Annotated in this window: 18 protein-coding genes; all 18 read right to left on the reverse strand. The window is 57.2% G+C overall.

Features of this window, described 5'->3' with window-relative positions; all coding sequences use genetic code 11:
• Positions 1-21 precede the first annotated feature (21 nt).
• The 18 genes from I9187_RS08705 to I9187_RS08790 all read right to left on the reverse strand — a co-directional run bounded on the left by I9187_RS08705 (position 22) and on the right by I9187_RS08790 (position 18,783).
• Positions 22-762, reverse strand: coding sequence for an Asp/Glu racemase (locus tag I9187_RS08705; RefSeq protein ID WP_245223160.1), 741 nt, complete (start codon positions 760-762; stop codon positions 22-24).
• Positions 759-1,826, reverse strand: a complete 1,068-nt coding sequence (locus tag I9187_RS08710; RefSeq protein WP_171235816.1) for a histidinol-phosphate transaminase — start codon at positions 1,824-1,826, stop codon at positions 759-761. The genes I9187_RS08705 and I9187_RS08710 overlap by 4 nt, the downstream gene beginning before the upstream one ends.
• The gene (locus I9187_RS08715; protein ID WP_171235815.1) at positions 1,823-3,490 is read right to left on the reverse strand and encodes a hydantoinase B/oxoprolinase family protein; all 1,668 of its coding nucleotides are present in this window, start codon (positions 3,488-3,490) and stop codon (positions 1,823-1,825) included. Before I9187_RS08715 ends, I9187_RS08710 begins: the two co-directional genes overlap by 4 nt.
• A complete protein-coding gene (locus I9187_RS08720; RefSeq protein ID WP_171176666.1) occupies positions 3,487-5,583 on the reverse strand; it encodes a hydantoinase/oxoprolinase family protein in 2,097 nt (698 codons plus the stop codon). Before I9187_RS08720 ends, I9187_RS08715 begins: the two co-directional genes overlap by 4 nt.
• 218 nt (positions 5,584-5,801) lie before the next feature.
• Entirely contained in the window at positions 5,802-6,323 is a 522-nt protein-coding gene (locus I9187_RS08725) for a LuxR C-terminal-related transcriptional regulator (RefSeq protein WP_171176664.1), read from the reverse strand.
• 55 nt (positions 6,324-6,378) lie between these two features.
• Positions 6,379-6,654 carry a PepSY domain-containing protein gene (locus I9187_RS08730; protein WP_171176662.1) on the reverse strand — a complete coding sequence of 92 codons (276 nt, stop codon included), beginning with the start codon at positions 6,652-6,654 and terminating at the stop codon, positions 6,379-6,381.
• A gap of 247 nt (positions 6,655-6,901) precedes the next feature.
• The gene (locus I9187_RS08735) at positions 6,902-7,663 is read right to left on the reverse strand and encodes a Phenylacetic acid catabolic protein (protein WP_171176660.1); all 762 of its coding nucleotides are present in this window, start codon (positions 7,661-7,663) and stop codon (positions 6,902-6,904) included.
• A gap of 13 nt (positions 7,664-7,676) precedes the next feature.
• A complete protein-coding gene (locus tag I9187_RS08740) occupies positions 7,677-8,750 on the reverse strand; it encodes a 2Fe-2S iron-sulfur cluster-binding protein (RefSeq protein WP_171176658.1) in 1,074 nt (357 codons plus the stop codon).
• Positions 8,751-8,763: 13 nt separating this feature from the next.
• Complete coding sequence (paaD, locus tag I9187_RS08745) at positions 8,764-9,222, reverse strand: 1,2-phenylacetyl-CoA epoxidase subunit PaaD (protein WP_171176656.1); 459 nt, start codon at positions 9,220-9,222, stop codon at positions 8,764-8,766.
• Positions 9,223-9,228: 6 nt separating this feature from the next.
• Positions 9,229-9,996 (reverse strand): 1,2-phenylacetyl-CoA epoxidase subunit PaaC, encoded by a 768-nt coding sequence (gene paaC, locus I9187_RS08750; RefSeq protein WP_171176654.1) that lies wholly within the window; start codon positions 9,994-9,996, stop codon positions 9,229-9,231.
• Positions 9,996-10,280, reverse strand: coding sequence for a 1,2-phenylacetyl-CoA epoxidase subunit PaaB (gene paaB / locus I9187_RS08755; protein ID WP_170404692.1), 285 nt, complete (start codon positions 10,278-10,280; stop codon positions 9,996-9,998). Before paaB ends, paaC begins: the two co-directional genes overlap by 1 nt.
• A gap of 18 nt (positions 10,281-10,298) precedes the next feature.
• Positions 10,299-11,276: a 1,2-phenylacetyl-CoA epoxidase subunit PaaA gene (gene paaA, locus I9187_RS08760; RefSeq protein ID WP_171176652.1), complete on the reverse strand. Its 978-nt coding sequence runs from the start codon at positions 11,274-11,276 to the stop codon at positions 10,299-10,301.
• 15 nt (positions 11,277-11,291) lie between these two features.
• Positions 11,292-12,494 carry a 3-oxoadipyl-CoA thiolase gene (gene pcaF, locus I9187_RS08765; protein WP_171176650.1) on the reverse strand — a complete coding sequence of 401 codons (1,203 nt, stop codon included), beginning with the start codon at positions 12,492-12,494 and terminating at the stop codon, positions 11,292-11,294.
• A 221-nt stretch (positions 12,495-12,715) separates the two neighbouring features.
• Positions 12,716-13,531: a PaaX family transcriptional regulator C-terminal domain-containing protein gene (locus I9187_RS08770; RefSeq protein ID WP_171176648.1), complete on the reverse strand. Its 816-nt coding sequence runs from the start codon at positions 13,529-13,531 to the stop codon at positions 12,716-12,718.
• 61 nt (positions 13,532-13,592) lie between these two features.
• Positions 13,593-15,623, reverse strand: a complete 2,031-nt coding sequence (gene paaZ / locus I9187_RS08775) for a phenylacetic acid degradation bifunctional protein PaaZ (protein WP_171176646.1) — start codon at positions 15,621-15,623, stop codon at positions 13,593-13,595.
• Positions 15,624-15,740: 117 nt separating this feature from the next.
• Positions 15,741-16,928 carry a cytochrome P450 gene (locus tag I9187_RS08780; protein WP_171176644.1) on the reverse strand — a complete coding sequence of 396 codons (1,188 nt, stop codon included), beginning with the start codon at positions 16,926-16,928 and terminating at the stop codon, positions 15,741-15,743.
• Positions 16,928-18,280, reverse strand: a complete 1,353-nt coding sequence (locus I9187_RS08785) for a TRAP transporter large permease (RefSeq protein ID WP_171176642.1) — start codon at positions 18,278-18,280, stop codon at positions 16,928-16,930. The genes I9187_RS08780 and I9187_RS08785 overlap by 1 nt, the downstream gene beginning before the upstream one ends.
• Entirely contained in the window at positions 18,280-18,783 is a 504-nt protein-coding gene (locus I9187_RS08790; protein ID WP_209509384.1) for a TRAP transporter small permease subunit, read from the reverse strand. Before I9187_RS08790 ends, I9187_RS08785 begins: the two co-directional genes overlap by 1 nt.
• Positions 18,784-18,798: the final 15 nt, after the last annotated feature.

Genomic DNA, 18,798 nt, shown 5'->3' on the forward strand with positions numbered 1-18,798 from the left:
GTTATCAGGCCCGACCTTTGTTTACAACAGATCGAACAAGCGTCCCGGCACACTGCCTTGTCGGGGCAAGCACAAAGCCCGCATTAGCGCAAACATCATGGCCTGATTGGACGTCACCACAGGTTTGCCCAGCGTGGCTTCGATCCGGTCAACGGCCTCGACCGCGCGCATGTCGGTACAGCTGAGCACGATGGCTTCGGCTTCTGGATGATCGGCCTGACAGGCCAGATCGAACACTTCATCCGGGGTTAGTTCACCCTGCCCGTAATTCCCAAGTTCACGACCAATATCAGCGCATTTGACTGTTGTGATCTGGTTTTTCGCCAGAAAATCAACTGCCTGCGAGTTAATCTCGCCCAGATAGGGTGACGAGAACCCCACTTTGGTTACGCCCAAAGCCTTGATTGCATGGATCAATGATCCGGCGGCGGTAAAAGACAGTGCGCCTGACCCTGCCTTAATGTCCTGTGCCAATTGCTCATCAAATGACGGGCCGTGTGTCAGAGTGGCAGACGTGCAGCCATAGAGCACCACATCAGGCCGCACACCTGCTATCATCTTCAGATCATGGCTGATGTCCGAAGCCCCAAGACCCGCCATTTGATCCGAGCCCGGAATTTCATCGACGTCATACCCGCCCATGCGCTGGAAATGCACGGTCGTGTCCGGGCAACGCATCAGCATCATGTCTGCCTCAAGGTTGGTGTTGGTGAACGGCACCAGCACACCGATCTTGGCCCGTGTTCGGGTCTCATGGGTCATGACGTCACCTCTTTCAAAACGGTCAGGCACCGATCCATTACGGGTTCTTCACAAATGGTGGCGCGCAGACAATCGCCCAGACCATAGCCCCCCATGCCGCGCATCAGTAACCCTTGGGCACGCAGGGCAGCATCTGCCTTTTGCGCCATCTCCACGTCGGCAAAACGGATCAACACGAAATTCGTATGGCTCAGCGCAACCGCCAGCCCCAGAGCGCAGCACCCATTGGCAAACTGATCCCGAATGGCAGCGGTTTTGGAAACCGTATCCAGCATATGATCCTGATCCCGCATCGCTGCGGTCGCCATGGCCTGCGAAGGGATCGAGACATTGTTCGGGTTCAACAGCTTCCGCACCTCACCGGCGATAGAGTCGGGGAACAGACCCCAACCCACGCGCGCGCCCGCCAATCCGTAGGCCTTGGAAAAGGTTCGCATGACCACAGTGTCGCCGCGATCTACCAGCGCGAAGACTTCGTCCGGGTTTTGATCCTGATCGGCGAACTCGGCATAGGCCTGGTCGACCACCAACAACACGTCCGCCGGCAACGCGTTGCGCAGGCGCAGAATTTCGGCATTCGGGATCAGAGTCCCGGTGGGGTTGCCCGGGTTACAGACAAAAGCAATCCGCGTTTGAGGCGTGACAGCGGCCAATATGTCATCAACCGAAACGGTCAAATCCACCTCGCGCGCTTTCACGTAATCGGCCTGCACTTGCGCCGTTGCAGAAGCAACGTAAGCATAGCCATAATCCGTGCCCAGCACCCGATCGCCCGGCCCGGCGAATGCCCGGATCAGGCATCCGATCAACTCCATCGATCCCGCGCCGCACAGGATGTTCCCGGCCTCAACACCATGGGTTTCAGAAATTGCACTGCGCAGCTCTGGCCAGTCTGGGTCGGGGTAAAGTGGCATTTGATCCAACGCCGCCTGCCCTGCCGCAACAGCCGCGGGACTGGCGGGAAAGGCACTTTCGTTTTGGGCCAGAGACACGGTCTCGGGCCCACCCAAATCCGCCAGCGCGTAAGCTGCCATCTGGCGGACATGCTCGACTGCGCGGATCATGATGACGTGTCTCCATAGGCTTTCGCGCCTGCTTCGGTCACAAGGCCGCGTTTGAGATCCAGCGCCAAGGCCTTTGGATCCCGTTCTGACGGATCGCCAAAGCCTCCACCGCCCGGCGTGTCGAAGATCAGGTAATCATCGCCCTCCACCCGCAGTTCTCCTTTGCCGGGTATATCGTCGTTGCCATCGCGGAACCGGATGCGCCCCGGGGCACCGGGCTGGCCGCCCATTCGGCCCAAGGCTGGGAACTTCAGACGCTCGACCGAGAGGAAAACGATGAAAGGCGCGTTATTGGACGAGGTCATCTCAATCCTTTGTCCGAGACCTCCGCGATATTTACCCGCTCCACCTGAATCCGGCAGCAGTTCCCGCCGCCACATCACGACTGGTGCGACGCTTTCAGTGATCTCGACTTGCGAACCGAACACACCAGAAGGATATGCAGTTGCAGACAATCCGTCTGCGTGGGGTCGCGCGCCGGTGCCACCATTGTGGACTGGTTCGATCGCAAATTCCCGCCCTCCATTGGCCGCCACTTCGGGCGCATGACGCATGGGCAGATCGAACATGCACGATGCACCCTCGGCGGGAACCTGATCCGGCAGTGCCTGGTGCAAGCACCCCAGGACCAAATCCGGTGTCACCTGTCCCAGCGTATGGCGCATCGCAACCGGCACCGGGCGTTGCGCATTCAGGATGCAGCCCTTTGGTCCATCGACTGTGAAGGGCTCCAGCGAGCCAGCATTGTTCGGAGTGTCCGGGCCAACGATGCAGCGCAAGGCAAACACCGTGTAAGCCGTTGCATAGTTCAAAGGAACGTTGATACCTTTTTTCGAACAGCCCGATGTGCCGGTGAAATCCACGTGCATCCCGTCCTTGGTAACGGTCAGCGTGGCGTGCAACTCCAACTCATTCTCGTAGCCATCCATCCGCAGAACGTTCTTATAGACGCCTTCGGGCACCTCGGCGATGGCCTCCAGCGCGCCTTTACGCGAAGTGTCGATGATATAGCAGCCCAAAGTGTCCAGATCGTCGATCACGAACTCGTCCATCATTGCAACCAACCGGTTCACCCCGGCCTCACAACAAGCGATCAGGGCATAAATGTCGCCCTCGTTGGCAATGGGTTCGCGCGAGTTGGCACGGATGATGTCCATCAACAGCGCGTTGGGCGTGCCTTCTTCAACCAGTTTGCAGGGCGGGATCAACAGGCCCTCGTCATAGATGTCCGACCCCTCGGGGCCCATACCCAAACCGCCCAGATCCACCAGATGCGAGGTGCAGGAGGTAAAACCAACAACCTTGCCATCCTTGAACGCTGGCATCATCAGCAGGAAGTCGTTCAGGTGCCCCGAAGCCAGCCAGGGGTCATTGGTCATATAGATGTCGCCGGGTTTCATGTCCTGCACCGCAAATCGCTCGCGCAGGTGAAGAACGGCTTCGGCCATAGTGTTGATATGGCCAGGCGTACCGGTCACGGCCTGCGCCAGCATACGGCCATTGACGTCAAAGATACCGGCGGAAATGTCGCCACATTCGCGTACAATGGGCGAGAAGGCGGCACGGATCAGAGTCTGACCCTGTTCCTCGACCACCGCAAGCAGGCGGTTCCACATCACTTGCAAGCGGGCAGGAGAGAGTTTTGGGGAAAGCTCAGCGCTCATTTTGCGCCTCCTTTCTGATCCTGAATCAAGACAAGATTACCAATGGCGTCCAAATGGGCCGAGAAATCGGCAGAGACCAGCGTCGTCGTTTGCGGTTCATGAATCAGCGCTGGTCCCCGAACGCGGTCACCGGGTTTCAAATCAGCGCGGGCGACAAAAGCTGCGTCCTTCGCAGTTCCATCTACGTCGCACGTGACGGGTCGCGTTTCAGAGACTTTAAACACAGAAGGTTCAGGCGTTTCCGGAACTGGTGGAACGGAACGTTCCGGGGTGGCGACACGAACAGCCCAATTGAGAATCTCGATCTGCATACCCGGGACGGGGCGCGAGAATTGCTTGCGGTATTCTTCCTCAAACGCGGCGGTCAAAGGCGCGATATCCTCGGGCGACAGCGCGCGATCCGGTAATGAGATTTCGATCTCGTGCCCTTGTCCGTTGTAACGCATAAAGGCAGTGCGTAGGACTTCGGTCGGCGCATCACCTGCGCCTTGGGCGACAACCTCTTTTGCCTCGGCAATCATTGTGTCGAACAGAGCATTCACATCGTCCATATCCAAGCTGTCCAGCAAAGAATAGCGAGAGCGGACGATCTCAAACGACACAGACGCAAACAGGAAACCAACTGCGGATCCGACCCCCGGATTGGGTGGGATCACGATACGCGACACACCGGCAGATCGCGCAACCCGGCTGGCGTGCAGCGGCCCATTGCCACCAAAGGCAATCATCGTGCGCGGACCCAGATCTTTGCCACTTTCTACGGCATGCATTCGCCCCGCGCTGGCCATGCTCTCATCCACGATCCGACTGACCCCATCTGCGGACCCAATCGCATCCAGGTTCAACCTCTCACCAATCACGCTTTTCAGAGCCGCCTTTGAGCCCTTGGGGTCGAGCTTGATATGTCCCTCGGCAAATGTGTCCGGGACAATGTAGCCGAGTGTGATGTCGCTGTCGGTGACTGTCGGTTCTGTGCCACCGCGCATGAAGGCAACCGGCCCGGGTTCCGATCCGGCCGACTTCGGGCCAACGGTCAGGCGCCCCAGCCGATCGACGCCTGCAATCGAACCGCCGCCCGCACCGATTTCAATCATCTCGATCACCGGAATACGCACAGGCATACCCGAACCTTTGATGAACCGCGCGGCGCGCGCGATTTCAAAGGATCTGGAGGTCTGAGGGCGCGCCTTGTCGATCAGACAAAGCTTGGCTGTGGTACCGCCTACGTCAAACGACAACACCTGGTCCAGCCCGGAGCGCGCCGCAATCCTAGCAGCCAGAATGGCTCCACCCGCCGGCCCGGATTCAACCAGCCGGATGGGGAAGCGTGCCGCAGTTTCCACTGTGCACATCCCTCCGCCCGCAGTCATCATCAGGATCGGGCAATTCACACCCTGAGCTGCAAACTGCTTAATAAACCGGCTCAGGTATGACTCCATCAGCGGCTGAATATACGCGTTCGCGACTGTGGTGCAGAGCCTGTCGAATTCTCGCGCTTCGGGGCTGACGTCGGACGAAATCGAGATTGTAAGATCAGGACGATGCTCGGCCAGAATATCGCGCAAGCGTTGTTCATGCGTGGGGTTGGCGTAAGAGTGTATAAGGCAGATCGCCACCGCCTCTGCCCCGCTGGCGTCAAGTTCAGCCAGCAAGCGTTTTACTTGTGTCTCATCCAAAGCGACCAGGACCTCTCCTTCAGCCGACATACGTTCGCGGATTACAAAAGACCGTTCCCGCGGGACCAGAAGATCAGGTTTCTCCAAATTGATGTCGTACTGGGAATAGCGTCGCTCGTACCCGATATCGAGGATATCTCGGAACCCTTCGGTGCAAATCGTGGCCACAACCGCCCCACGCCGTTCAATCAGCGCGTTGGTCGCAAGTGTGGTTCCGTGGATAAACCCGGTGACCTCCATCAGTGACCGACCCGCCTGCGCCATGACGCGTTCAGCGCCTTCCATGGCACCTTCGGCGGGATTTTGATGCGTGGTCAGGGTTTTCGTTGACGCAAGTACCGTCTCATCCCCAGAGACCAGAACTGTGTCAGTAAAAGTGCCACCAATATCGATGGCCAGGCGTAACGCGGTTGTCATTTAGTATTCCGTTGTCGTCTGAAATCATGCCGTCAGTACGCCCCACAGGGCGATTACTGGCGCGGCGTTACCAGATCACACCCGGTCGCACGGCGATCCAGTCGATTAGGAATACAAAACCGAGTCATAGTGTTTTTTCTCGCATCATCGAGGAACATGCTAGCAAGTTTGCGACATGCGCGACCGCCAGCGACACAAACGATTTTGAGCCAAAGGCGTCAGCTTACATCCATCTCGCGCGCTTGGTGAGTTGGAGTCGCAACCAGGTTGTCGGCAAGCAAGTCATCAACAAAAAGGCTCAAAAGTTGAAGGCGGCCTGATACTCCGGCCTTTCGATAAATTGATGCACATTGTGCCTTGATCGTACCTTGTTTCGTGTCCCGGATTTCGGCGATTTCCGCAATCGCAAATCCCTTGATTGCCAGAATAGCGACATCCCGCTCTGCCTGCGTCAATGACCATGACTGAAACCGCGCCTCAAGCACCTCACCGAACGCGCCCGAGGCGACTTTCATTTGATCCTCGAGCTTGGACTGACGGTTCAGCATGCTGCGCAGCTCGATAGTAGTGAAGGCCAAACCACCAATCAGTGCAACCGTGACCAAAAGTTCAACAAGATCACTTTCCGCCAGAAAGAACGAGGAATTGGGCCAGAAATCCAACACGATATCCAAAAGAAAATAAACGCTGCAAAGAGCTTGCACCGCGAATAAGGACCATAAGAGTGTGGCACGTGTCATAGTTTGGCTTTCGGATTATGCGGGGCGCGTCCAAAGCCGGACACGCCCGTTCATGTCAGCTGTCGTCTTCGTCGTCGGCTAGTTCGATTTCAATAACCGCACCGGTTTCGGGAGAAACTTCGATCTCGTATTTCTTGCCGTTAAGGAAGGCATAGATCTCGATCTCGTCCTGTTCGGTTTCCACCTCGGAAATGGTATATCCTTGGGCCTCCAACGCCGAACGAATGTCAGCTTCTGAGGACCCAAGCACATGGCCTATATTGATCTGCGCCATCGCCAAGCCAGGAGTTACACAAGCCGCCAACACTGCCAGTTTACCAAATTTATTCATTTGCATTCCTTTCATGGATATCAGCCACCGCGAGACTGCGGTTGCCCTGATCTGTGAGGCTTGCAGGAACAACAAAATTGGACTTTTGGCAGAATTCAACCGGCTTAGGCCAAAGGTTTATGCGAAAAATGCCCGGCCTAAGGTTACAAAAACCGTTGAGAAACTTCGAAAAAAAATAAAAAAGCTATGAATATCAAGAAAAAAAGCCCCCGTTTGAAACAGGGGCCGAATTCAGGTTCGTCAAGTCTTACGCTGGGGTGGACAGACCCAGTTGTTCAACGACCGCGCTTGCGGATTTGATCCAGCGCTCGCGTAGGGCACTGTTTTGGGTGTGGCGCAAACCGATCGATGTCAGAAACGCGAACCGTTTCGGATCATCGCCACCGAAAGACAGTGCAACACGCGGCCACCAATAATCCACAGCGCTTTGCATCTGCCTGGCCTCTCCGCCTTCTGCCAGCTTCATGGCACCTTCTAGCGCCAGGGTGCCGTGATGCGCTTCGACAGGGGCGATTTGACGAAAGACTTCTGCGAGAGGCTGATAAGAAACAGTCGAAAATTCGTCCAGCTGCTCGGCCACAGCGCGGCTCATCAAAAGGTTCATGATCACAGCGTCGGTCCAACCCGAGATCGGATAGTTGAACACAGCAAGCCGCATGTCATGCGCGCTGCGCGTTGCGCCGATATCGTCATCGCGATCCAGTCGCGCGGTCCATGGATGGTGCGTGGCGTATCGTTCGGTATCTGCGCCAAACTCGCCCATTATTTTAAGAACGCGATCTGCATGATCGGTTTTCTCAAGCACTATTTTTGCTGCCGCGATCCGTTCCTTGATGCCCGGCCCATGATTGATGATATCCGCAAAACCCGCGGCGCCTGCCAATTCGCTGTCCACAAAGGTAGCCATCAGCTTCATCAGTTCGGCGCGGTAGCGTGGCGGCACATTGGTCGGGTTGGTTAGTACCCCGCCTGCGGCCAGGTAGCTGTCGAGTGTCATGGCTTCGGTCATTGATCCTCTCCCTTTACTGGTCGTAGTCCACGGCCACACGGTCGGTCACCGGATAAGCCTGACAGCTCAGCACATAGCCCTTTTCGACCTCGTAGTCTTCGAGCGCATGATTGGCGAGCATCTCGACCTCCCCCTCGATCACGCGGCAACGGCAGGTAGAACAAACCCCGGCCTTACACGCGTATGGCGCGTCCATGGCGTTTTCCAAGGCTGCGTCCAAAATGGATTGATCCTTGGGCAGGGTCACGGTTTGGGTAGAGCCGTCAAGCGTGATCGAAGCGCTGGTCTGGTTCGCCTGCGTGCCCGTCTCTGCCATGTTTGCCGTGCGCTTTGCCCGGCCAGGTTGGGCGCTGGCAAAAAGCTCGAACTTGATCTGGCTGTCCTCAATCCCATGCTCGCGCAGCGCGGCGGCTATCCCCAGCATCATCGGCTCTGGTCCACAGATAAAAGCCGTATCCACGTTCTTGATGTCGATCCAGTGCTTAAACAGTTCGCCGCATTTTTCCTGCGTCACAAGCCCCGTGAACAAGTCGATCTCCTGCGCGTCGGTCTCAAGAATATGGATCACGTTCAGGCGACCCATATAGAGGTTTTTCAGGTCCTCCAGCTCCTCTCGGAACATGATCGAGTTGATGCCCTTGTTGGCGTAGATCAGCGTGAAGCGGGACTTGGGTTCGCGCGCCAGCGTTGTTTTCAGGATCGAAAGGACGGGTGTAATCCCCGATCCACCTGCAAAGCCGAGGTATTGTTTTTCCGCGCCCGCTTCGATTGGCACGTGAAAGCTGCCCATAGGCGGCATCGCTTGAACAACGTCACCAACGCTCAACTCTGCGTTGGCCCAGCTTGAGAAAGCACCACCTTCGACGCGTTTAATGCCAACTTGAAGAACGCCGTCATCCTTTCCCGCGCAGATCGAATACGAGCGGCGCAGTTCTTCGCCGTCAAAATCACGCCGGAAGGTCAGGTATTGACCCGCGGTGAAATCGAACTGTTCCGCTGCGCCATTCACAGGCTCAAGCGTCACAACAACCGCATCGCGGATGGTTTTGTGGATGTCGGTGACTTTCAGGTCATGAAAACGTGCCATCCGGTGCTCCTCCTCAGATGCACTTGAAATAGTCAAAAGGTTCCAGGCAGTCAGTGCAGCGCCAGTGAGCCTTGCATGGGGTCGAGCCGAACTGGCTGACTTTTTCAACAGCCTTGCTGCCGCAATGCGGACACCGTTCTGGCCCGCCCGCCGGTTGCGGTGGCGCAATGCCATAGTCTTCCAGCTTGGCGCGGCCTTTTTCACTTAGCCAATCGGTGGTCCAGGCGGGCGAAATGCTGGTTTCGATCCTCACTTCGCTGATCCCATGGTCTCGCAGCGCGGTTTCGATATCCATGCTGATGACGGAAGTCGCCGGACAGCCTGAGTACGTTGGTGTGACGGTCACAACCAACGTTCCGGCGTCCCAACGCACACCGCGAACGATTCCCAGATCCACGACCGAGATCACCGGTATCTCGGGATCGGGAACAGCATCCAACCAACTCCAGATCTGATCAGTCGAGGATTGCATCCGCTCTCACCACTTGGCTCCGGGATAGGCGCGTTGCAGCCATTGCATCTGCGTCAGCAGATGACCCAGATGCTCGGTATGCATGCGCCCGTCACGCCCGCCCTTATGGGCAAACTGGCTTTCTGGAATGCTCAGTGTTGCCTGGGTCAGTATCCTTCCGACCAAAGCGTCATATTCTTCTCGCAAGTCAGTCGGATTGGGTGCGATACCTGCGGCGACCATCTGGGCGTCGACTTCATCGCTTGCGAACATCTCACCGACATAGGGCCACAGATAATCGAGAGCTTCCTGCATACGGGCATGGCTTTCCTCTGTCCCGTCGCCCAGCCCCACTACGGTGTCGCCCGAGCGTTCGAGGTGATAGGCAACCTCTTTGCTGGCTTTGGCGGCAATGGCAGCGACACGATCATCCGCGGATGTCATCAAGCGCCCCAGCATAATCGAATGCCATGCGTCGAACAGAAACTGACGCATCAGTGTACGACCGAAATCGCCGTTGGGAACCTCGACAAGCAGTACATTGCGGAAATCCCAAGCGTCGCGCAGAAAGGCCAGATCGTCAGCGCTTTTGCCACCATCAATCTCGCCCGCAAGACCAAGCCACATCTGGGTCTGTCCGATCAGATCCAACGCAGTGTTGGCCAGCGCGATGTCTTCCTCCAGAACCGGCGCGTGCCCGCACCACTCGCTGACCCGGTGGCCAAGGATCAGCGTATTGTCCCCCATCCGCAGCAGGAATTGATGCAAAGCGTCGTTGGAAACAGAAACACTCATTACATCGCCCCCACTTCTTCGGGGATATCGAAGAAAGTTGGATGGCGGTACACTTTGCTTTCGCTGGGTTCGTACAGCGGGCCTTTATCACTGGGCGATGAGGCCGAGATGTTGTTTGCCTCGACAACCCAAATCGAAACACCTTCGTTGCGGCGTGTGTAAACATCGCGCGCGTTCTTGATTGCCATTTCGGCGTCCGGGGCGTGCAGCGATCCAACATGTCGGTGGCTCATACCGTGTTGGCCGCGGATAAAGATTTCCCACAGGGGCCATTCGTTGTTCATCGGGTTTCCTCCTTGGGTTTACTCTGCTGCCAGATTGCCGGATTGCTTCTTGCGGGCGTGCGCCAAAAGACCGTCACGCACCCATTTCCCGTCATCCCAGGCCTTGTTGCGGGCTGCCAGACGATCCACGTTGCACGGCCCGTTGCCTTTGATCACGTCGAAGAATTCCGACCAGTCAGGTTCTGAGAAATCGTAGTGCCCGCGTTCTTCGTTCCATTTCAGGTCTGAGTCGGGAATGGTCAGGCCCAGATACTCGGCCTGCGGCACGGTCTGGTCGACAAACTTTTGACGCAGCTCATCATTTGTATTGATCTTGATTTTCCACGCCATCGACTGGGCAGAATGAACCGAGTCCTTGTCGGACGGGCCGAACATCATCAGGGACGGATACCAGAAGCGGTTCATCGCATCCTGAGCCATCTTGCGCTGCTCGGGCGTACCTTCGGCCATTTTGCGGATCGCGTCGTAACCTTGCCGCTGATGGAAGCTCTCTTCCTTGCAGATACGGATCATGGCGCGCGAGTATGGTCCGAAAGATGTCCGCTGCAGCGGAACTTGGTTCATGATAGCCGCCCCATCCACCAGCCATCCAACAGCACCAATATCGGCCCAGTTCAACGTCGGATAGTTGAAGATCGACGAGTATTTCATACGCCCATCAAGCAGCATCTCGGTGATCTCGTCCCGGCTGACACCCAGCGTCTCAGCTGCACAGTAGAGGTAAAGTCCATGCCCGGCTTCATCCTGCACCTTGGCCAGCAGGATCGCCTTGCGCTCCAACGTCGGTGCGCGGGTGATCCAGTTGCCTTCGGGCAGTTGACCTACGATTTCAGAATGCGCGTGCTGACCGATCTGACGGATCAGGGTCTTGCGATAAGCCTGAGGCATCCAATCTTTTGGTTCGATCTTGATATCGGCATCAATCCGCGCCTGGAACTCTGCCAGTTTCTCCGGATCTTCGTTTGATGCTTCGGATTTAACCATCTGAGCATACATGTCCCGTCTCCTCCGTTACACGCGTTCAAGAATGAGGGCCGCGCCCTGCCCGACGCCCACACACATGGTGCAGAGCGCATAGCGACCCCCGGTTCGCTTCAATTGATAGGCCGCGGTCAGCACCAGACGCGCACCGCTCATGCCCAGTGGGTGGCCCAAAGCGATGGCCCCTCCATTGGGGTTCACGTGGGACGCATCGTCCGGCAGGCCCAACTCGCGCAGGGTGGCAAGGCCCTGAGAGGCAAACGCCTCATTCAACTCGATCACGTCCATCTGTTCGATGCTCAACCCTGCTCGGGCCAGAACCTTGCGGCTGGCGGGCACCGGGCCGATGCCCATGACACGCGGCGCAACACCCGCAACCGACATGCCCACCACACGGGCCATCGGGGTCAGACCATTCTTGACCGCCGCCGTCTCATTCGCCATCAGAATGGCTGCCGCGCCATCATTTACACCTGAAGCATTGCCCGCTGTGACGGTCTTTTCCGGTCCGTTCACCCCTTTGAGACCCGACAGCTTTTCTGCTGTGGTTCCCGGACGCGGGTGTTCATCCGTATCCACAATGATCGGGTCGCCTTTTCGCTGTGGCACCGAAACCGGAGTGATTTCATCGCCGAAAACACCCGCCGCATGAGCGGCCGCCCACCGGGCCTGGCTGCGTGCAGCAAAGGCATCCTGATCTTCACGACTGATGCCATAGTCCTCAGCCACGTTGTCGGCAGTCTGCGGCATGGAATCCACGCCGTAGTCCTGCTTCATCTTCGGGTTCACGAAACGCCATCCGATCGTGGTGTCGTGCACCGCGTTGTTGCGAGTGAACGCCGAAGTTGCCTTGGGCATCACAAACGGTGCGCGGGACATGCTTTCCACGCCCCCCGCAATGGCCAGATCGTAATCGCCTGCCTTGATGCCACGGGCTGCCATTCCAACGGCATCCATACCGCTGGCGCAAAGACGGTTTACCGTTGTTCCCGGAACGTCGATTGGCAACCCGGCCAACAAGGCCGCCATTCGCGCAACGTTCCTGTTGCTCTCTCCGGCCTGATTGGCATCACCATAGATCACATCGTCGACACTGGCCCAATCGACCTGAGGGTTGCGTTCTTTCAACGCCGCCAGTGGCAAAGCCGCAAGATCATCCGTGCGAACCGAAGACAGCGCTCCGCCATACCGCCCAATCGGTGTACGCGTCGCGTCGCAAATGAATGCGTCCATGTCCGAGGTCTCCTGTTCGCGTCAGTATTCATTAACCGTCTGGTCGGTTTTTATTAAAGTAACCGATTCGAGGCAAGCTTTATGTTACCTTTCTTTGACCACGTTCACCATTTTTGTAACATATAAAGTCAGAACTTTATCGTTGCGATATTCGGGGCCGCCTAAGGCGGTGATCCAAACAATACTTAGCTGACCGGGCGACGCTCACGTCCCGCTCGGAATCAATCGTCTAAAACGGCTTCCAGCGACGCAAGGTTCGGGCGAGGCAACCTGTCTAACAGCTGCACCACGGACTGTCGGCACTCCGCACCTTTCCAGTCTTCTGGCAGAAAGGCAGGTGGCAAAGGGGGATGGCGTAGGATAAGCCGCCGCCACCCATGAACGATCAGAACACGCAGAACGGCAGTTTGCAGGGGGTCTTCCATCCCCTTGGTGGGCAAATGATGCTCGACGAACTGAAGAGTGGTCCAGAACTGACTGTAAGCGTCTTTCAGAGGTTCAGGCCCACACAAATCTCGCATCCAATCGGGCACTGATATGGCACTGCTTTCAATCCCCAGCAGGTCTTCCAGCCCATCAGGGGCCGGGCCCGGTGCCATGGCCGTAGAGGCATTGACTGAGATATAGTCACCAATGAGCATCAGATCTGACAGTTCTTTGCGGGAACTTTCAGAACCGCTGGCGATCAGCACATGCCAGATGTCCGGCTTGTCGGTCTCACGGGAATAGATACGCGGCGCGGCGGCGGCACTTTGGCTGCGACCAAAATCCGTCAAGCGGTGCACGCTGGTGCGCCCCACCCGCGTACTTTCGATCCAACCTTCTTTCCGCAGCCGATGTAGTGCAACACGCGTCGCCTCAGACTTGATTCCGGCCAGACTGGTGAGCGCCGTGATCAAGCTGCCACTGACCCGGTCCGATCCGCTGGGCGCCAAATCTCCAAATATCGTAACCAGCACTGACCACACCCGCTGTGTGCCGGTGTTGGTCAGTTGACTGACACAGGTTTCGAACCAATCAGGGCTGATGTCTTTCATACACGAAGTATAATCGGGCCGAAGGGAATTACCATCCGGCCCATCGCAAGCATCCAAGTGGCTAGTAAGCAACCATCGTCAATAGCTCATATTCTGCGACCTGTTCGTCATCTTGCTGAGTCAGCGTGACGTGCCAACGAACTTCGCCATATTCGTCATTGCGCTTAGTTTTGGCCTTGACCGTCAGGCGCACTTTGATGCTGTCACCGGCTTCAACCGGCTTCATAAAACGCAACCCATCCAGACCGGTATTGGCCAGCACCGGCCCTTCATTTGGTTCGACAAACAATCCAGCGGCAAATGACAGCAACAAATAGCCATGGGCGACGCGACCCGGAAAGAACGGGTTCCGCTCCGCCGCCGCCTGATCCATATGGGCATAGAAGGTATCGCCTGTGAAAGTGGCGAAGTGTTCAATGTCTTCCATTGTTATGGTGCGCGGTTCCGTGTGGATGGTCTCGCCAATCGCAAGGTCATGAAACCTGCGCGTGAACGGATGGGCGGGGCCTTTGACCTCGGTCGCGCCGGGCACCCATCTGTTTCCAATCGCGGTCAACAGATCAGGTGAGCCCTGAATGGCGGTCCGTTGCATATAGTGTTTAACACCACGCACGCCGCCCATCTCTTCGCCGCCGCCAGCGCGTCCGGGGCCGCCATGCACCATATGAGGCAAAGGTGAACCGTGACCGGTGGATTCTTTCATCGAGTCACGGTTGTTGAAGTACAAACGCCCATGATACGCCCCTGCCCCAATGGCGACCTGACGCGCCACGTCAGGATCATGCGTGATGACCGACGCCACCAAAGATCCTTGCCCCCGGTTTGCCAGTTCAATCGCATGGTCGAGATCGCGATAGCCCATGACCGTGCTAACCGGCCCAAAAGCTTCGGTATCGTGTACACGCTGCGCCGCGTCAGGGTTGGCACAATGGTAAAGCATCGGCGGCAGGAAGGCCCCTTTTTCAGGATCTGCTCCATCGACCGCAAAATCATCCGGGTTGCCAAAGACACGCTCGGCCTCTTGGCCAATGATCGTCGCCTTTTCCAGAACGTCACGTTTCTGACCATTCGAGACCAATGCGCCCATGCGGGTGGTTTCAAGCCTTGGGTCGCCGATAACGGTTTTGGCCAGCCGCGCGGACAACGCCTCGATCACGGCTTGCACCTGCACCTCTGGCGCGATGATCCGACGGATTGCGGTACATTTCTGACCAGCCTTCGCCGTCATCTCGCGCTGGACCTCTTTGACGAAAAGGTCGAACTCAGGCGTACCCGGCTTGGCATCTGGACCAAGTATCGAGCAATTAAGGCTATCCTGTTCCGCCACAAACCGCACAGAGTTTTCAAGGATCACGGGGTTGGATCGCAATTTCAACGCCGTATCTGCCGAGCCGGTAAAGCTGACCACATCCTGCAGGGTCAAACGGTCCAGCATGTCGCCCAAACCGCCCGACACCAACTGAAGCGCCCCGGCGGGCAAAATACCGGAGTCCAACATCAACCGCACACACAGCTCGGTCACGTAGCAAGAATTCGTCGCCGGTTTAACGATGGCCGGAACACCGGCCAACAGAGTTGGCGCCAGTTTCTCCAACATACCCCAGACCGGAAAGTTAAACGCATTTATGTGAACCGCCACGCCGTGCAACGGGGTGCAGATGTGCTGGCCCAGAAACGTCCCGTTGCGCGATAGTTGCTCAACATCACCGTCCAGATAGACATGCCCGTCCGGCATTTCCCGGCGTCCCTTCGAGGCAAAGACAAACATCGTGCCAATGCCGCCATCGATGTCGATCATATGGTCCGACTGCGTCGCGCCTGTGTTGAAAGACAGATCATAGAGCGCCTGCTTGTGCTGGCCCAGATGCAGCGACACCGCCTTGAGCATCTTGGCCCGCTCATGAAAGGTCATCTTGCGCAGGGCCGGCCCACCGACGTCGCGCGCATAGTCCAGCATTCCTTGCACGTCCAGTTCCGCGTTGCCCGCAGTTGCAATCACCTCGCCCGTTACGGCGCTGGCAATATTGCGCGCCCCGGCACCAGGCGGCACCCATGCACCGGCGGCAAAGCTGGATATCTGTTGGATGGTCATGAGCGTCTCCTCATCAGTGTCTGGATCCTCACATCACCTAGCCGAACGTGTGAGGTCATATCTTTAACCGTACGGTCGGTCGTTATTTTTGCACAGCAACAACATAAACCGTACCCTTCAAAACTGCGCGGGAAGTCGCGCGAAACCCCGAAACCGGATACGGCCACCGCGTTCAGCACCATCGGTGATGCAATAATTCGGGAAGCGAGCCAGAAAACGCCCGACCGCCACGCGGCCCTCCATACGGGCCAAGGTCAGGCCAACGCAGGTGTGGGGTCCACCAGCAAAGGCGTGATGTTTATTGCGGCGTCGGTCCAACTTCATTTCATCGGGCCGCTCAAACTGTCGCGGGTCGCGGTTGGCGGCTCCGATGCAAAGATGGATATCTGTTCCGGCGGGAATGGTTTGGCCGTGGAAGATGACATCCTCGGTGGTCAAACGGTTGCCGAATTGGTTGGGGCTTTCCAACCTCAGAAACTCGTCCACGGCTGTGTTTATGAACTCTGGGTCGGCCAGCAACTCGGCCCGCTTGTCACGGTGCCGGTCCAGCAACTCCAGCGCGTTGCCGATCAGATTGGTCGTGGTCTCATGCCCAGCATTCAGGATGAAGATGCAGTTTTGGTACAACTCGACCTCGGTCAACCCGCCATCGGTGTCATCCTGCATCAATCGTGTCAGCACGTCCGTTGACGGGTCACCTGGATTGGCGCGACGATCATCTATGATGTGGCGCAGGAATGCTTTGAAGTCAGACACCGCACGGTTGCCCCAGTCTTCTTGGTCCGGAGTTAACTGAGGCTCCAGCGCGCCCAAAATGGCCAGAGACCAATCCCGCAGGGGCCCGCGCTCGGATCGGGGAATGCCTAGTAAGTTGCCGATAATCTCAATCGGGATGGCCCCGGCAAAATCCCCAATCAACTCAACGGTGCCCTTGGCCTGCATCTGGTCCAGCAAGCCGTCGACAAGCTGCACAAGGCCAGGCTCCATCTGCGCCAGTGCCCGCGGGTTCATCGCACCGACCATCACCTTACGAACACGGGTGTGCAAAGGCGGATCATTGAACACCAAACTGGTCGTGTGATGTTCGTATAAAGGGCTGTCGACCCCGTATTTCGGCCCGAAAACCGCCTTCTTGTCCGAAATGAACCGTGTCGTGTCCCGATACACCAGATCCAGATCGTCATAGCGCGAAAGGATGACAGACCCATCGGCTTGAAAGCAGACAGGCGTGTCTTCGCGCAGCGCGGCATAGGCCGGGTAAGGGTCCGCGTGAAAACCGGTTGGAAGTTCGGTCAGAGAGAACATCAGTGACCCATCGCTCCCATATGTTCCGGCAGAACCAGCACCAGCCATGGCACCAGAACGATCAGCGCCAGGCGGAAGATATCCGCCACCCAAAACGGCGTGACGCCCTTAAAGATGGTCCCGGTTGAGACATCCCCCACCACACCTTTCAGAATGAACACGTTCAAACCGACCGGGGGAGTGATCAAGCTGATCTCAGTCACGACAACGACAACGATGCCAAACCAGATCGGATCATAACCCAGCGATGTCACCAGCGGGAAAAAGATAGGCACTGTCAGCAGCAGCATCGACAGCGATTCAAAGACACAGCCCAGAATGATGTAGATCCCGAGGATCATCAGGATCACCATAAACGGCTCAACCTCATAGGCCGTCACCAAAGCGATCAGTGCCTCGGGAAGGCCAGCCAAGTTGATGAAATTCGAAAAGATCTGAGCTCCGATCAGAACCGAGAACAGCGCCGCAGCAGTGAAACTAGTCTCTTTCAACACTTCAAAGATGGAACCAAGGGTTAGCCCACCCCGAGACAGCGCAATCAGGAAGGCACCCATTGCGCCCATGCCAGCTGCCTCGGTCGGGCTGAAGGTCAGGTTCAGCGGATAGAAGTCAAACACCCCGTACAACCCGCCGATCACAAGGAAGAACAGCAGCAGCACGGCCCAGACCGAGCGCAGAGCCGAAAGGCGTTCGCCCCAGCCATGCCGCTCTCCTGCTGGTCCGGCGTCGGGTCTGCGCCAAACGGTCCAACGCACCGCCAGCAGATAGAACAGGATGCCCAACACGCCGGGAATTATTCCCGCAACGAAAAGCTTGCCAATCGAGGTTTCGGTCAAAAGGCCATAGATCACCAGTATAACCGATGGCGGGATCAGAATGCCCAGTGTTCCACCCGCAGCAATCGACGCCGTCGACAACTCATCCGAGTAACCGTAGCGGCGCATTTCCGGCATCGCGACTTTCGACATCGTTGCCGCTGTGGCCAGCGACGAGCCACAAATGGCAGAAAACCCACCACAGGCTGCAACCGTGGCCATGGCGATGCCGCCGCGGAAATGGCCCAGGAAGGCATTCGATACCGCATAAAGTTCACGCGCAAGGCCACCCTTGTTGACGAACAGGCCCATCAGGATGAACAGCGGCACAACAGACAGCCCGTAATCCTGCGCCGTATCGGTGATCTGGCGGCCTACCATGGACATCGCAGCCTTCAACCCACGTTCGGACAGGATGCTGCCGCCGCGTTCATATGCAAAGCCAAGCGTCCCAACTAGCCCCATCGCAAACACAATGGGCAGGCGCAGCAGCACAAGAACAAGGACAAGGGCGAAACCGATCAAAGCTGCAGTCATCAGGAGTGCTCCGACAAGGCTTGGGGGGCAAAAATGTGCAAAATCCCGGTGATGATCATCGCGATAGCAGTGATCGCGGTGAAGGCAGCGATGAACCAACCCACGTAGAAGACAGGAATCGACAGGTATTCGGTGACATCGCCGTAGTCCCGCGCCCGCTCTGCCAACACCCAGACACGCTGAATTGGCCAGATCAGCATGATGCCGGATACCAGATACACAATCGCGTCCCGCACCCGGCTCAGCCGCAGACGTGCGAAAATCCCGTCTGTCAGGTCCACGGCGATCTGTCCGCGTCCGGCCGATATTATGGGCAGGACCGAAAAGACAAGGATCGCCATCAGAATACGTGTCAGCTCAGTCGCAGCCTCGATTGGCGCGTTGAAGACAGAACGCAAGATAACGTCGAAAAAGGTCATCACCATCAGGATGAACAGCGCCACACAGGCCAGCTGCGTCGGAACGACACTGATGCGTCGCGCAAAGGTCACGAGTGAGTGCATGATTGGTCCCCGTCG

It is taken from the genome of Ruegeria sp. HKCCE4148, assembly GCF_017872495.1.
Lineage (GTDB): Bacteria > Pseudomonadota > Alphaproteobacteria > Rhodobacterales > Rhodobacteraceae > Ruegeria.